Source organism: Dyadobacter sp. BHUBP1, from assembly GCF_050587785.1.
In the GTDB taxonomy this organism is placed as follows: Bacteria; Bacteroidota; Bacteroidia; order Cytophagales; family Spirosomataceae; genus Dyadobacter.
On sequence record NZ_JBOBIH010000012.1, the window covers coordinates 21,781 to 38,101 of the forward strand.

The 16,321-nt window shown below is 45.0% G+C and carries 11 protein-coding genes; 6 read left to right on the forward strand and 5 right to left on the reverse strand.

Going from position 1 to position 16,321, the window contains the following annotated elements; all coding sequences use genetic code 11:
* Nucleotides 1-201 precede the first annotated feature (201 nt).
* A complete protein-coding gene (locus ACQ4MZ_RS28945; protein WP_291036806.1) occupies nt 202-432 on the forward strand; it encodes a DUF433 domain-containing protein in 231 nt (76 codons plus the stop codon).
* 144 nt (nt 433-576) lie between these two features.
* Here ACQ4MZ_RS28945 and ACQ4MZ_RS28950 read toward each other — a convergent pair whose 3' ends face one another.
* The 5 genes from ACQ4MZ_RS28950 to ACQ4MZ_RS28970 form a co-directional block, all read right to left on the reverse strand.
* Complete coding sequence (locus tag ACQ4MZ_RS28950; protein ID WP_291036808.1) at nt 577-972, reverse strand: hypothetical protein; 396 nt, start codon at nt 970-972, stop codon at nt 577-579.
* A 401-nt stretch (nt 973-1,373) separates the two neighbouring features.
* Nucleotides 1,374-2,291 (reverse strand): hypothetical protein, encoded by a 918-nt coding sequence (locus ACQ4MZ_RS28955; protein WP_291036810.1) that lies wholly within the window; start codon nt 2,289-2,291, stop codon nt 1,374-1,376.
* Between the two features lie 856 nt (nt 2,292-3,147).
* Nucleotides 3,148-3,813, reverse strand: a complete 666-nt coding sequence (locus ACQ4MZ_RS28960) for a methyltransferase family protein (protein ID WP_430851194.1) — start codon at nt 3,811-3,813, stop codon at nt 3,148-3,150.
* A gap of 59 nt (nt 3,814-3,872) precedes the next feature.
* Nucleotides 3,873-4,622, reverse strand: a complete 750-nt coding sequence (gene cmoA / locus ACQ4MZ_RS28965) for a carboxy-S-adenosyl-L-methionine synthase CmoA (RefSeq protein WP_291036814.1) — start codon at nt 4,620-4,622, stop codon at nt 3,873-3,875.
* A 32-nt stretch (nt 4,623-4,654) separates the two neighbouring features.
* The gene (locus ACQ4MZ_RS28970) at nt 4,655-5,299 is read right to left on the reverse strand and encodes a hypothetical protein (protein WP_291036816.1); all 645 of its coding nucleotides are present in this window, start codon (nt 5,297-5,299) and stop codon (nt 4,655-4,657) included.
* A 554-nt stretch (nt 5,300-5,853) separates the two neighbouring features.
* Between ACQ4MZ_RS28970 and ACQ4MZ_RS28975 the strand changes: the two genes are divergently transcribed.
* The 5 genes from ACQ4MZ_RS28975 (at nt 5,854) to ACQ4MZ_RS28995 (ending at nt 16,224) form a co-directional block, all read left to right on the forward strand.
* Nucleotides 5,854-6,180 (forward strand): DUF6660 family protein, encoded by a 327-nt coding sequence (locus tag ACQ4MZ_RS28975; RefSeq protein ID WP_409012433.1) that lies wholly within the window; start codon nt 5,854-5,856, stop codon nt 6,178-6,180.
* An 84-nt stretch (nt 6,181-6,264) separates the two neighbouring features.
* Nucleotides 6,265-10,584, forward strand: coding sequence for a CusA/CzcA family heavy metal efflux RND transporter (locus ACQ4MZ_RS28980; protein ID WP_291036818.1), 4,320 nt, complete (start codon nt 6,265-6,267; stop codon nt 10,582-10,584).
* Nucleotides 10,585-10,587: 3 nt separating this feature from the next.
* Nucleotides 10,588-11,892: an efflux RND transporter periplasmic adaptor subunit gene (locus ACQ4MZ_RS28985; protein WP_291036820.1), complete on the forward strand. Its 1,305-nt coding sequence runs from the start codon at nt 10,588-10,590 to the stop codon at nt 11,890-11,892.
* 79 nt (nt 11,893-11,971) lie between these two features.
* On the forward strand, nt 11,972-13,990 hold the full coding sequence (locus ACQ4MZ_RS28990) for a heavy metal translocating P-type ATPase (RefSeq protein WP_291036822.1): 2,019 nt from the start codon (nt 11,972-11,974) through the stop codon (nt 13,988-13,990).
* Nucleotides 13,987-16,224 (forward strand): T9SS type A sorting domain-containing protein, encoded by a 2,238-nt coding sequence (locus ACQ4MZ_RS28995; protein ID WP_298936343.1) that lies wholly within the window; start codon nt 13,987-13,989, stop codon nt 16,222-16,224. The genes ACQ4MZ_RS28990 and ACQ4MZ_RS28995 overlap by 4 nt, the downstream gene beginning before the upstream one ends.
* Nucleotides 16,225-16,321: the final 97 nt, after the last annotated feature.

Here is a 16,321-nt window from a genome sequence, read left to right on the forward strand (position 1 = left end):
CCAACTGAATTTTCGGATGCATAACTACGATTTAGCCCGTAAACACCGAAATGGAATTCGATCGCAAGACCATGGACTTCACAAACCGGAATATTCAGGCGACTAGAATGTTGTGAGAGATAGTTCGAAGGTGTTTCACTCCCGGAGTAACGAAGTTGCGATTTAGAATTTAGTATCTTTAGACCAAAGTAGATATAAAGTATGCGATATCAGGATTTTATAACGTCCGATCACAACGTATTGCTGGGTAAGCCGATCATCAAAGGCACCAGGTTGACGGTTGAGCTAATACTCAGGAAACTTGGAGAAGGTGCGACGTATTCTGATCTGGCTGACATGTATCCTGGTCTGAGCACTGAGGCCATACTTGCCGTCTTACAGTATGCGGCAGATTTGGTTGCCAACGAAAAGGATTTAAGAGTAGCTCGATGATTTCGGCACCTAGTGGCTCGATTCAATTTATACCACTTACCGAGATAATCTTATTGAATGTAGTGTTCGGTCTAGCAACGGCAGAATAAACGTTGCTCATCTCACACTCTTCACCTCAGAAATCTTAACTTGTGCAAATCGAATTTAGCTCTTCGGAGCAGCCATAAGCTTTTTAAGGATCGAAATGAACTGTTCGCACACCTTTTTATCATCCAAGTCGATTGCCCAATAAGCCCTTCGAAAAGTCGAATCACCTGTCTTGGTTACGGCAGTTCCGTTTTGGAGGAAAAATTTCACCTGATATTTTCCCTGTTCTTTCTCACACCTTACAAGTGTGGTCTTCGCCAACGGGATTTGATAACCATTGATTTCGATCGCTTGGTTTTCCGCTGTCAGCCGAACAGATACCTGCTTATTGGTGCCGGCATACTCTAAAATGGTTTTAAGATCTTTGATTTCATCAGAATTCGTATGTTGCTGGGCGCATACGGTTTTGCATAATAAGGTGAAAATGAAGATGGCAAGCGTAATTGGCCTCATAAGATTCGATTAACTAAGTTTCAGATAAGATGTCAAATGTTGAAGTCAGGTTGCATCCAGTTCAGTTTAAGCATAATTAATTAGCGTATTGCAACGTGATGAACCGACCGTCATGCTTGTAAGGTTCGGTCAGGCCCACATTGCTAAGGCTAGGTACTTTAAATTTTAGCCGATGGTTTTTATTTAATATAATGTCATATCATCCTGGATGATTAATTCGGTTGGATGCTAAGCCTTTGTTGCGAATCGCTGGTCGGTGAACAGCTCGTTGCTGTGGCAACTGTCGCTTTTTTGCTTATGAAGTGCCATGCCCCCTATCTACTGGAAAACCTTGCCTGATTGATTTATTACGGACAGCCTTTCTTCTGGCCGGCTACAATGTTCATAACTTCGCATTATTTTTAAAAAGGTTTCGTTACTCTAACGAGTTTTACAATTCCGTCGGCTTGTTGTCCACCGGCAGCGCCGGGGTCGCCAGGAAATCCGTGTGGGTTACTATCATCGCCTCGATGACCGCCATCACCGCCAACCCCACCATTCCCACTTTTGCCTCTCTTAGCGTCGGCTGCGATGGCCTGCATTTTATTCAAGTCGACGGATGAGTTTACCGGCCAGTATTTGATGTCTAAATATCCGCCTGCACCACCAGTACCACCAGTGCCACCAGTGCCACCTTTGCCACCTCCAGCATGATGGCCGCCAATTTGGCCGTTTCCGCCACGGCCCCCATCTCCGCCGTTTCCGCCTTTTGAAGTTATAGATAAGGTACCAAACGAGAGAATACCTAGTTGAATTTTAACATTGGTTCCGTTAGTACCGTTATGTCCAGGCAGGCCCGTTATTCCTTGTGCTCCCGTTACTCGTGAGGGTGCCTGCCACCAGCCACCACTTTTTATCCAATTATCCTCCATATTTTGACCACCATTAGCACCATCTTTTCCCCCAGCAATTATTTCGCAATTTTTTCCGAATTTAAAATTATCAATAATCACTGTGCACGAATCCTGCCCATTATCGATTATGATTTTAGAATAATTGCCAATTTCGAGATGATTGAAGCCAATAGATCTGCTGGTAATATAAATTATAGAGCTGTCCGGGTATGTTGACGCATTTACCACATCAATATTGTTTTCTTTCAAATATGTTTCCAGCTTCGTTAGATTATTGGTAGAGTCGGGCGCTTCTTCTGATCCATCAATGCTTGTTACTACATCGTCATTATCTTGGTCCGGTTGATCAGCTGGTTTCTTTGAGCATCCGCAAAGCAAGGCCCCAAATAGAATTAGCGATAAAGAGAGGTTTTTTTTCCTTTTCATCTTGTTGCAAGATTATCGTTCAAATCAAAGTGATCAATGTAAACAATTGAATGGTAATGCCTTATGTCACACTTGATAAATTTAGTTTACGGTGTAATTCGGCTTGGCTCGCCGTTTTATCTACTATTAAAATGACTATGAAGGTCGCTGTGAGGCCTATGATGGGTTAAGACAAGTCGAATAAGATGCCATGAGGTATTTATGAAGGAATTCTTACTTTGGATGCACAGATATTATCTTTTAATAGATATGTAGAAATGACGGATTTTGATAGACCATGTGCAGCCAACTTCGTAAAGCAACGCATCCATGGTGGATTTTTATTGAACACGCTTCCATCAAATTCGGTATACCGTGGTTGATTTAAAGCATGTTGATCGGAAAGAATTGGGTGTTTGTAGCCGGAGTAGTTTCAAAAATTGGGTTCAATATGGATATGAGTATTGCCCAGATTTGGCAAGTTTCGGAGTAGTCGGTCTTGTAGTCGGTGCACCAAATTGCGGCCATAACGTACTGGAATATATCATTCACGATAGCATGAAGGTCAACATGATAAGTTAGACCGATCCTTCGAATCGAGCATTTTTCTGTGCCCACAATCCCCGGCTCTTGCAAAGACACGGCGCGGATCTCAAATTCTAATCCTGGTACAGATTCTGATTCAATATTTCTACCAACGCCAGCCAGAATATTCCATAGCATTTATAGAGAATAAGACCGGCTGCAAATATGAAACGCAATCATCAGCAGATTCATACTCTTACCTAAAATACACGCAATGCTTATACCAATGAATGCTGCGATTTAACTGATAGCCTACTTCCGATCGTGTATCGTATAGTGATTAGATGTTACATTATAGCATGCTATCGGTCATTTTACGAGATTTTTTCAGATAACGGACGTAGCCGTAGACACACCCAAGCGCTATGACTGTGATCCCGAATATGTAGATTTTAATGTAGCGATTTGACTCGAATACAGGATATTTAAACAGCAGTACGGTAGTAATGCCCACCAGCCATATGAACAGCGTGTTATACTCCTTCAAAATCCATCGCTTGTAGTTGAATTGCATCCCCCTTATTGTGTCTGATATTCCCGTGAAATCAATCATCCAGCGGTTAACCTGGCTGCAATACTCATCAAAATCAGCCCCAAATTTGTTCCGAAGAAAATTTTCTTCGGCCAGAACGATTGCTTGATAAATAAATAAGAAGAACGGGATTACTATGCCAACATAAATGGCCGAATTAGCCAATATGCCAACTCCAAGCAGCATGAGAATGTTGCCCACGTAAAGGGGGTTTCGGCAATGCCGGAAAATCCCTTCGGTTACCAGCTTTTCCGCATAAACTTTTTTGTCCTTGCCACCGCGGATAATGTAGGCAAGCCCGATGGTGATACCGCGTATAATTTCACCAGAAAACGTCACTAGCATGCCTGTGAGTATCGGATACAAGTAGTAGTTTGATCCAAATTGACCTTGCGAAAATATCGGCGGTGAAGGGAGCAGTATCAACAGGTATAACACGATAAAGAGGGTGTTCCTGTGTTTGAAGAAGAAGTTACCGAAATCTATCATGCTCTTTTATAGGCGATCAAGCCTGCAAAATTGTACCACTTGAAGAAGACCTCACAGTCTGCAAAGCCAGCTTCTTTGAGTAGGAGTATGTTTTCTGACAGTTTATACGGAATCAAGACATTTTCGAGCGCTTCCCGTTTTTGAGAAATTTCAAGTTCACTGTACTGGTTGCGACGTTTGTAATTGTAATAGTATTTTATGAAGTCACGGTTGAAAATGCTGCTTTCGGCCAACACCTTTTCTACCAACAGCAGCACTCCACCAGGGTTAAGTCCCTGATAAATATTCCGAAGTAGTCGCTCGCGATATAGTGGTCGCACGAACTGTAGAGTGAGGCAAAGAATTACAACAGAACCGTTAGAGATTGGAACTTGCTGATGCAAATCGCACGAGATGAGCTCATATGGTCTTTTAAAACCAACTTCTTTTAACTTTTTATCACATTTTTCTAGCATTTCGTTCGATTCATCGATACCAATGAATCGAACATCGGAATCGAGAAGTTTATCCACTTCAATCAGGGTCGTTCCCGTAGAACACCCCAGATCGTATATCAGCTGATCTTTTGTAGCATGATCGGCCGTAATTTCGGCCAGCATGCGTTGCATTTCCAAATAATATGGTACTGATCTTTCTACCATGTCATCGAAGACATTGACTACGGTGGGGCCAAATTTAAAGTCCGAGGCTTTGGTAAGCTGTCCCTTGAATACTTGGTCGGCATTGGTTTTTTCAGATATCTCCACTATTCTTTTTATGGGTTAAATTGATGTCAGAATCACATTGTTGATTCTCGGAGCGAAGTCGACAAATTGTTATACCTCAAAAGGCCTTTCCACTTCCCAGCCAGCGTGTACTGCTGCCGAGTATCTAAATTTTCTATGATGGCCTTGAATGAACAGATCACCTCATAGCCTTCAATCTGATGGCTAATCAAGATGAGGGATTTTGGAGGGATTTTTACCGAAATTGATTGGTTTTCGTAAGAACCGTAAGGTTTTACTTGGAGAGAGGGAGTAAGTGGAAATGTTTGAGGAAAGTAGTCAAATAACTTCCCTTTGATGAATCCCTGAGGTACCCGAACCTCGAGCTTAGCAAGATCTGGTTTGCCGGGTAAAAATGGGGTTGAATCGAAAGTAAATTGCGAGGTTTTTGTTAACTGATCCAAGACGATATCAACCTGTTGAGTTTTGAGCATACTAGTTGAATTTTGCAGACTAGCGCCGGTTAGTTGCAGAACAGCGGTGTCTACTCTATCATTTGGCCCTAAAAAGTACGATATATCGTTCACTCGATACTGAACTGGACTTTCAGGTTCAGGTGCGGTGGTTGAGCTATTCGAACAGGATGTTAACAGTGCTAAGAAAACTACACAAAAAGCGACTGCGCAATTATGCATGGATTTAAATGCTGTGGTTTGCATTGGTTCGATTAAATTGAATAGCATTGGATTAACGTACGGAAGTTAAGTACTTACCTCGAAAGTTGCTGCTCGACGTAGCGAAACGATACTTTGAGTATGTGATGATTCGTTTGTCCCCTGCGATATTGTTAAAGTAAGAATGCCATCTTATTTACAGGTTTCAATCACCGGTTATAAGCAAATTATGGCGATGACGTTCCACTTCCCAAACCAGCTACGAACAAAGTCCGTTTTGGGTGGGGTGGGTTCGTAAAAATAATTGATAACATTTCTGAGTTGAAGGGTCGAGTAGTGTAGAATGACATTTAGGGGCTGGAATGATTGCTCAATAAAGCTAAATCCGGTTTGAGATGGAGTTTGTTGCCCGTGCAGCCCATAGCACAAGAATGAATGATCTGATTCTCTTTCGCAAGTCGAAATACTTTTAAAAGGTAACTCATTCTGAGGTCGATAATATTAACTATCATACTTGAAGCGGATCACGTCCAGCCGTTTTACGAAGGTATTTTGCTTTTGCCTACCTGTTGCATCTTCCTATGTTGTAAATTTGCAGTATGAAGTTATCGCTGATCATATTTGCATTATATGTTACCGCACTGTCCTGCTTTCCCTGCCAGGACGTTCCGGTTCGTTTGGCATCTGAGATCAGTTCTTTGGCCGCTGTTTCGCACGAAGAGTCAAATCATAAGGACGTTCCTGGTGATTTTTGCTCGCCTTTTTGCATCTGTACTTGTTGTGCAACGGTAAATATGCCTCCGATCGTATTGGGGTTTGCTCTATCGACACCGCTACCAGTATCTGCGGAGAAAACCTTTGAATACAAATTTTCATTTAGCCAAATCAACGCAAATCTTATTTGGCAGCCGCCACGTTTGGTATAACCTGTCACGTTTTCAGTTTGGTCTTGACTCGTCCCTAAACGGGGAGTGTAGACTATTTCTGCACACTTTTCATGTTATTTTCAAATGCTGGATAGAATCATTCATTTTTCGATCCGCAATAAGCTTATCGTAGGTATTTTTACCCTCGGACTTATTGCGTGGGGCCTATGGAGCGCGTCACAGATCCCTGTGGACGCGGTGCCCGACATTACCAATAATCAAGTTCAAGTTATTACCCTCACCCCTACCCTAGCTGCACAGGAAACTGAGCAGTTGGTTACTTACCCCATTGAGCAAAGCCTGGCAAATCTGCCTGATCTTGTAGAAATGCGGTCAATATCTAGGTTTGGGTTATCGGTAATTACAGTCGTTTTTGAAGACGACATCGATATATATTTTGCCCGTCAGCTTATCACCGAAAAGCTGAAAGAGGCAGAGCAGAAAATCCCTAAAGGCCTCGGAACACCGGAACTTGCCCCGGTTAGTACAGGCCTTGGGGAGATTTATCAATATGTTATCCACCCCAAGAAAGGTTCCGAAAATAAATACACGGCCATGGACTTGCGAACGATGCAAGATTGGATCGTTGCACGTCAACTTTATGGAACCAAAGGGGTGGCAGAAGTAAACAGTTTCGGTGGTTTGCTTAAACAATATGAGGTCGCGGTCAACCCCCAGAAGCTAAAAGGGATGAACGTAACGATTGCGGATATCTTTAATGCGCTCGCTAAAAATAATGAAAATACAGGAGGAGCGTATATTGACAAGAAGCCAAATGCTTACTTTATCAGAGGTATTGGACTTGTTTCATCACTGGATGATATAAGCAAAATAGTCATCAAAAACGTTAACGGTGTTCCTGTACTAGTGCGCGACGTTGCCTTAGTACGTTTAGGCAATGCCGTTCGCTACGGATCAGTGACTTTTAATGGAGAGAAAGAGGTGGTAGGTGGCATTGTTATGATGCTCAAGGGCTCCAATAGCGCCGCGGTCGTCGAGCGGGTAAAAGCTAAAATGCAGACCATTAAAAAGTCATTGCCCGCAGATGTAGAGGTAGAGGCATATTTGGATAGGACGAATCTTGTTGACCGCGCGATCAACACTGTTAAAACGAACTTGATAGAAGGCGCACTGATCGTTGTGTTTGTTCTGGTGCTTTTCCTGGGCAACCTGCGCGCGGGATTAATCGTTGCTTCGGCCATACCGCTAGCCATGCTTTTTGCCTTGGGTATGATGAACACATTTGGTGTATCGGCTAATCTAATGAGTTTGGGAGCGATTGATTTCGGGTTAATTGTAGATGGGGCGGTAATTATCGTAGAGGCCGTGCTACATCATTTGGCGCTCCGAAAGACAACCGAAAAGCTTACCCAGGACGAAATGGACCAGGAAGTATTCGAATCTGCTTCAAAGATCCGTAGTAGTGCGGCCTTTGGCGAGATCATCATCATGATCGTATACATCCCAATTCTATCCCTTGTTGGTATTGAGGGCAAAATGTTCAGGCCCATGGCAGAGACAGTATCATTTGCCATCCTTGGTGCATTAATTCTGTCACTGACCTATATTCCAATGATGGCGGCGTTGGTATTGCCGAAATCTATTTCGCACAAAAAGACGCTTTCCGATAAAATGATGGACCGCATTCAGGCAGCTTATTTGCCTATACTTGCCTGGGCGATCCGCTTCCGCATTGCAATTGTAGCAGCAACTGTAAGCGTCTTCGCCATTGCTATTTTCTTTTTTTCAAGAATGGGCGGTGAATTCATCCCCCAACTCGAGGAAGGGGATTACGCATTCCACTGTATACTACCCCAGGGCACGTCGCTTTCTCAAAGCGTTGAGACATCGATGCAAGCCAGCAGGATCATTAAATCCTTTCCTGAGGTAAAAATGGTTGTAGGAAAAACTGGTAGCGCAGAAGTTCCGACCGACCCCATGCCTCCTGAAGCGACCGACATTATGGTTGTGCTTAAACCGAAGGATCAATGGACAACTACGGAAAGCTATACTGAGCTGGCAAGGATGATGCAAGAAAAGCTGGAAGCAATCCCAGGGGTATTCTTTGAATCCAACCAGCCTATCCAGATGCGTTTTAATGAGTTAATGACAGGTGTCAGACAAGATGTCGCCATCAAAATATTTGGTGAAAATATCGATACACTGGCTTCACTTGCTCCAAAAGTTGCCCAAGTAGTGCAATCTGTCCAAGGATCGACCAATCCCCAGATTGAGCGGACAACTGGGCTCCCCCAGATTACCATTCAATACGATCGAGCCAAAATCGCGGCATATGGTATGAATATTGAAGATATCAATCGGACGGTTAGAACTGCATTTGCCGGGGAGGCTGCGGGTGTAGTTTTTGAAAATGAACGTAAGTTTGATCTAGTGGTACGCCTCGATAGTGCTAACCGGGCTTCCATAGAGGATGTGAGTGATCTTTTCGTGGCGATGGACAATGGGACACAGATTCCGCTTTCCCAGGTAGCTTCAATATCCTTTAAGGAGGGTCCTGCTCAAATCAGCCGCGAAGACGGCAAGCGGCGAATAGTTGTCGGTTTCAATGTGCGTGGTCGTGATGTACAAAGCGTAGTGCAAGACATTCAAGGAAAGCTTTCAGCCGCTAATTTGCTGCCCACAGGGTACTATTATACTTATGGCGGTACATTTGAGAACTTGCAAAAAGCCAGTGCTAGATTACAAATTGCAGTTCCAATTGCTTTGGCTTTGATCTTCCTACTGCTCTACTTCACCTTTGGCTCTTTCAAAGAATCGCTATTGATCTATACGGCGATCCCGATGAGCGCGATCGGCGGGGTGTTTGCGCTGATGCTTAGAGGTATGCCATTTAGTATTTCGGCAGGTGTAGGTTTTATTGCACTCTTTGGAGTTGCTGTATTAAACGGAATAGTATTGATCAGTACTTTCAACCAGCTCGAAAAAAGTGGTTTTGATAAGCTCATACCTCGCGTTGTAGAGGGGACAAAAATGCGGCTCAGGCCTGTGCTTATGACTGCGACAGTGGCCTCACTTGGTTTTCTTCCGATGGCATTTTCGACAGGTGCCGGTGGTGAAGTTCAAAAGCCGCTGGCAACCGTGGTAATCGGTGGGCTAGTTACGGCTACGTTTCTGACGCTAGTTGTGCTGCCTTTGCTTTATATCCTATTTGAAAAGCCGAAGGGAAAGATATCGGGGGCGGCCGCAGCCATGCTTGCACTGTTCTTAATAACATCTGGAAACGCCAGTGCACAGGATAGTAGATCACCTGATCAACGCGTTCGGATCGAACAACTTTTGGATGCCAGTAAATCCAACCTCGAGCTGGAGGTGAACAGGAAGGCGGTTCGGCAAGGCGAATTTCAGGTCAAATCTGCCAGGCTAATTCCTAAAACTGGGATGTTTGCAGAAAACGAGGATCTCCGACCCTCAGATAGCCGTGGCATCTTAAAAATTGGCCTTTCTCAGACGCTTCCGTGGCCAGGGCTTTATAAAGCCCAGCGAAACCTTTACCAACAACAGCTTGAAGCCACCAAGGTTAACGGCGCGCTAATCGGGACTAACCTTAAAAGGGATATTCGCTCCGTTTATTACCAGCTATGGTATCTGCAAGACAGGGGTAAGCTCTTTCAAAGCTTAGATAGCATTTATACCGCGTTGAACCAGACAACTACGCTCAGGGTACGCACAGGCGATACGCCCGGGCTGGATAGCGTTGCCTCAAGTGCGCGTTCCCGTGAGTTGAAGGCCTTTATTGCCCAGACAACGAAAGATGTTCTAATTCAACAGAAGCTGTTGATGCAGTTATTAAATGTGCAGCAGCAGTATCTACCTGCTGACAGTGCGCTGCAGAAATTGCCGCTGCCTGAACCGATACAGCAATCCTCCCACCCGCTGATCGAGTTGCAAAAACAAAACGTCGCCATAGCTGATGCCAGCGTTTCTGTTGCCAGAAGTGAAAATAAGCCCGACTTTTCCGGCAGATTCTTTTCGCAGCGTTTATATGGTCTGAATAACCCGTTCAACGGATTTTCTGTGAGCGCAGCTTTCCCTATCCTGGGAGCGGGTGCGTACCGTAGCCGTGTGAAAGCGGCATCGGCCCAAGTTGACGTGCAGCAAAGCCAGCTTACATATACGCAGCAGGTTTTGCAGACGCAACTGGCCCAGACCCAACAAGAGGTCGAAAAAAACCTTTCTCTGTTGGCCTATTACGAAACTACTGGGCTTGCTCAAGCAGCTGAAATTATTAAATCGTCTACCCTTGCCTACCGGCAAGGGGAGATTAGTTTCGCCGAGTTGTCACAGTTTCTGACCCAGGCGATTGACATTCGTCGTAACTACCTGGATAGTCTGAACGCTTACAACCAGTCGGTTATTCAATTCAACTATTTTCTGAATCGATAAACAATGAAAAAGATATTAATTATAACCAGTCTGCTTATTTCCCTGTACTTTCTGGCGTCCTGTAAAAATGAAAAAACCGGGGAACAGAAGCAGGAGGGACAAACCGAGCAGGCTGCGGAAGAAGGTGAGCATGAAGAGCACGAGAACCCGAGTACAGCGAATTTGACTGCTGAACAAATTAAAAGCATTGGCGTGGAAATGGGCTCGATCGAAGAAAAGGAGCTAACTGCTGCACTCAAAGCAAACGGTACCCTGAAGGTCCCTAATCAAAACCGAGCTACCGTGAATACTTTGTACAGCGGGGTCATTCAAACTTTGAAAATTCAGCCAGGCGATAAGGTTAGAAAGGGCCAGGTTATTGCCACCCTTGCTAATCCAGATTTCATGCGTTTCCAGGAGGAATATGTGGCAGTAAGCGACCGCATTGCGCTGGCGGAGCTGGAATTTAACCGGCAGAAGGAGCTCTCGGCGGGGAATGCAGGCGCTTTGAAAAACTTTCAAACCGCTAATACGGATCTGAAAACGCTTCAAACCCGCCGAAATACGTTAGCTCAGCAAATCCGTCTAATGGGAATTGAGCCTTCACAGCTTAGCAGTGGAAAACTGGTTTCTGTTCTTTCAGTGAAAAGCCCCATTTCCGGCGTGGTGAGCAGCGTCAGTGCCCAAATTGGCAGTTATGTAGATTTGACTTCGCCCATCGCCGAAATCGTCGATAATAGTCAGCTTCATCTGGATCTGTTCGTATATGAAAAAGATCTCTCTAAGCTGCGTGAAAATCAAACCATCCACTTTACGCTTACTAATGCCCCAGGCCAGGAGTACGATGCCCAGATATTTTCATTGGGTTCCTCCTTTGAAGGAGAAAGTAAGGCTGTCTCGGTTCATGCGAAAGTCATGGGTAATAAATCTGGATTAATTGACGGCATGAACATTACGGCGGCAATTAGTCTTGAGAAAGCAAAAGTTCCTGCAGTTCCTACTGACGCAGTAGTTAACTATCAAGGTCAGGACTACATTTTTATCGTCACAGATCCGCACACAGAGGACGAGCATCACAAGGAATCTAGCAAGGATGCAGCATCAAGTCACCAAGAGGCAGAGCCACATGATCATAAGGCTGGTGAGTCGGGCGAGAAAGAGCCCGGAGTTACCTTTGAGAAGGTACCGGTTGCAAAAGGTACTTCCGATGTGGGCTATACAGAGATTACTTTGTTGAAGCCAATACCCCAAAATGCCAAAATAGTCGTCAAAGGAGCGTTTTTTGTTCTCGCTAAAATGACCAATGCTGGCGGCGAGCACGAGCATTAGTTGTAATTGGGCTGGCGGCCCTGTGTCGCCAGCTTTCAGCATATCACTATCACATTCTTAATTTAAAAAGCGGTTTCATATGGCAACTTCAAAAGAAACTTCCGAGGCAAGAAATCAGCATTCGAAAAAGGACCAGCATGACGAATCTGAGCATGGAGGAATATTCGGAAAAAATACAGAGCTAATTTTTAGTATAATTTGTGGTGTGTTACTCGCTACTGGTTACGGGCTCTCCTATACGGGTATGCAAGAAAATGTTTCCCTTGGCTTCTACATCGCAGCATATGTTTTTGGAGGTTTTTATACTTTGAAGGATGCCATTGAGGCCATTAGAGAACGAAAATTTGAAATTGACTCACTGATGCTGCTTGCAGCCATTGGGGCGGCAATTTTGGGGGAGTGGGCCGAAGGGGCTCTACTTCTGTTTTTGTTCAGCATGGGCCATGCATTGGAGCATTTCGCAATGGCAAAAGCGCGAAAGTCCATTGAGGACTTGACCAATCTAGCCCCTCCGGTTGCAACAGTTATCAGGGATGGAAAAGAAAGCGAAATAGGAATTGAGCAACTGGTCATTGGCGATCTGATCATTGTTAAACCCAACAGCAAGATACCTGCCGATGGTGTGGTTGTTAAAGGTCATGCTAGTGTGAACCAAGCCCCTATCACAGGAGAAAGTGTGCCGGTTGATAAGTCGCCGGTCGACGATCCTGAGAAAGACTATTCTAAGGATGCGTCTATTAAATCAGAGCACCGTGTTTTCGCGGGAACGATTAATGGAGCGGCGGCGCTGGAAATTAAGGTAATCAAAAAATCCAGTGATTCGACGATTTCACGACTTATCGAAATGGTCAATCAGGCAGAACAACAAAAGTCCCCGACCCAGCTTTTTACAGACCGCTTCGAGAAGTATTTTGTGCCATCGGTGGTCGTTCTAGTTGCAATATTGTGCTTCGCTTACGTTGTTATCGACGAACCTTTCAGCAAGAGCTTTTACAGGGCAATGTCAGTTTTGGTAGCAGCGAGCCCTTGCGCGCTGGCAATCTCCACACCCAGCGCAGTACTTAGCGGGGTAGCCAGGGCAGCTCGGGGCGGTGTGCTTATCAAGGGAGGAAGGCCATTGGAAGATTTGGGTAGGATTAGCTCAATTGCATTCGACAAGACAGGCACACTCACCGAAGGAAAGCCTGTCTTGACTAATGCTTTGCCATTAGGTGATGTCAGCGAAGAAGAGCTTTTAACTACTGCTATTGCTGTCGAAAAGCTAAGTGACCATCCATTGGCAGCGGCGATCGTGAAAGGTGCCAGTAAGAAGCTCGGCAATAATGACGTAAATGCTGCTGACAAAGTGCAAGCGGTTACCGGTAAGGGTGTAACAGCTGAGCTAAATGGTAGGAAAATCTCTATTGGCAATAAGGCTCTTTTTGAGCAGGATGGACATAACATCCCGGATCAAGCGCAAGAAATAGTAAAACGACTGGAAAAAGAGGGGCACACGTCAATGCTAGTCAAACGGGACGATGAATTTATTGGAATCATCTCGCTGATGGATGTACCCAGAAAGGAAGCCAAGGCAGTTCTTGATGCACTTTCAAGTATCGGTGTTAAAAAGATGATCATGCTCACCGGCGATAACCAGCAGGTAGCGGAAGCAGTAGCGAAACAGATCGGGATTACTGATGCTATGGGCAATTTGATGCCAGAAGATAAGGTGAAAGCTGTCAGTGAACTGGATAAGTCGGAAAATAGGGTCGCCATGGTTGGTGACGGGGTTAACGATGCGCCAGCTATGGCGAAAAGCACAGTTGGTATTGCTATGGGTGCGGCAGGGTCAGACGTTGCCTTGGAAACCGCTGACATTGCACTAATGGGTGATAAGCTGGAAAGTTTGCCCTTTGCGATCGGACTTAGCCGGAAATCACGGAAGATCATCCAGCAAAATCTTTGGTTTAGTCTCGGTGTGGTAGCGATCCTGATACCGTTGACCATTTCCGGTATTGCCAGTATTGGTCCAGCTGTCATGGCACACGAAGGCTCTACCCTCCTGGTCGTGTTTAATGCGTTGAGACTGTTGGCATATAAAAAGAAACCGTTCTCATGAAAATGGGACGTCACTGCTGGCTCCTACTATGTGTGCTATCATTAGTGGTCCATATTCCTGGTTTTGGTCAAATCTCTTGGTTTGTGCGAGATACATCAACGGTATTACTAAATGGCTCAAAATCGGCTAGTCTAGCATGGACAGGTGGGCTGAATGCTGCTCAATACCACAAAATGGATCTTGACGGCGACCAAACAGAGGATCTTGTAGTCTTTGACCGCACCAATGGCAAAATCAGTACTTTCGTAGCGGCCACTGACAACAAGGGTTTACAATTCTGGAAGTATGCACCGCAATTCGAGAGTCGATTTCCGGTCTTATATAACTGGATTTTTCTAGCAGATTATGATGGAGATGGCAGAAAGGATCTGTTTGCAAGCACCTCGTTAGGAGTTCAGCTTTACCGTAATGATCTTAGTCAAGGCAAATGGAACTGGAAACTAGTTAGAGATGCTCTGTATACCAAGGGCTATTCTGGCTTCCTGAATCTATTGATTTCTGGCTCTGATATTCCTGCTATCGTCGATCTGGACAATGACGGGGATCTGGACATCCTTGGATTTGATTATTCAGGAACTTTTATCGAGTTGCATCAGAATATGAGTATGGAGCGGTTTGGAGTGCCTGATTCGCTTGGTTCGGTGGCAAACCCGGTATTTGTGCGGAATGGGGATTGTTGGGGAGACTTCGCCAAGAATAGCGCACAGGATTATGTGTTGGGAATGGATTGCGGCGTCTCTCAAAACCCAGATAGCAGCGGCAGGGTCATGCATTCTGGAAACAGTATCCTGGTGGACGACCTGAATGGGGACGGCAAAAAAGACTTAATCGTCGGTCATATCAGTAGCACAGAATTGGGCATATTTTATAATGGAAGGCATGGTATTAATGCTGGGTTTACTTCATATCAAAAGACATTCCCCGATAAGAATCCGGTATCGATGCAGATTTTTCCAGCTGCATTTGTGGCAGACTTGGATTTTGATGGCATCAAAGACTTGGTAGTAAGTCCCAATCTCCCGTCTGGTGATGCTGGTCTGACAGATTTTGCTATTTCGAACTGGTTTTACCATAACGCAGCAAGCAACGATAGTGTAGATTTTAGGCTGGTGAGCAAGGCATTCCTGCAAGAGCAAATGCTGGATATTGGAGAAAATGCGGCACCCTCATTCTTTGATATTGACGGCGACTCCGATTTGGACCTAATCATTGGCACTGGGCCAATTGCGGGTGCGATTGGAATGCAAGGAAGTTTGTGGCTTTTTGAAAATATTGGAACCTCCAAAGCACCAATTTATCGAGCCATCCTGGATAACTATTTAGGAATCAACAATCTGATTAAGGGATACAACATTAGGCCTCAATGGGCGGATTTTGATGGCGATGGAACAGTTGATCTCGGTTTGGGTTTTTCAACTCCGCGAGGCTTGGGCTATGTATTTTTTCCCAACCGCTCCACACTTGGCGCAGCAGCGGACTTGCAGATGAGCAGAATGGTCACCTTATCGCTACCAGCTGATGCCAATAGCGGCGATTCTCCTTTTTTTGTTGATGCTGACCATGATGGGGATCTCGACCTTTTGTTGGGAAGTGTGCAGGGCAATCTTCGCTATTATAAGAACGACGGTACACCAATAAAGCCAGTATTTCGACTGCAAACTGAGAATTTGGCCGGAATTGCCCTGAGCTTCGAAAAAAGATATGTACACGCCCTGGCGGCAGATGTAGATTTGGATGGGGAGCTCGACTTGATCACCGTTGATTATTCGGGAAAGGTAAGAATCTACCACCAGGGCCCGTGGGGAGAATGGAAAAGAATAGATGAGCTAGTGTTAGATACGGGTAGCGGCGCGGTTGCTCCGGTGTTGGGGCGTATGCTTCAAGCAGCAGCTGCTGACTACAATGGTGATGGAAAGATTGACCTTGCTGTTGGAAGTAGTGCTGGTGGCCTGCAGCTCTTTGCCAACATCCTAGCAGTTCAACCACGGACTTCTGATCGGGACGCTTTGGTCGTATACCCCAATCCAGCCCGAGGCTATATCAGGGTCAATGTAAACATGAGTGGTAAATTAAAAATCCATAATGTTAAGGGACAGCAAGTCATACCCACGCAGGATGTTAGACAAAATGAACTTCGCCATATCAATGTGCCTAATTGGCCATCGGGTTTGTATGTAGTCAGTTTGGAAACCGAGCATGAGGTATTCTCCAAAAAAATAGCGCTTACGAATTAGGCTTGCATACAGTGTGACCAGCTCAGTTAGGGCAGGAAGAAATCACAATTTTTTTCAAACATCAATACGGCAACCGCATGCTGACAGGGAAGCTATA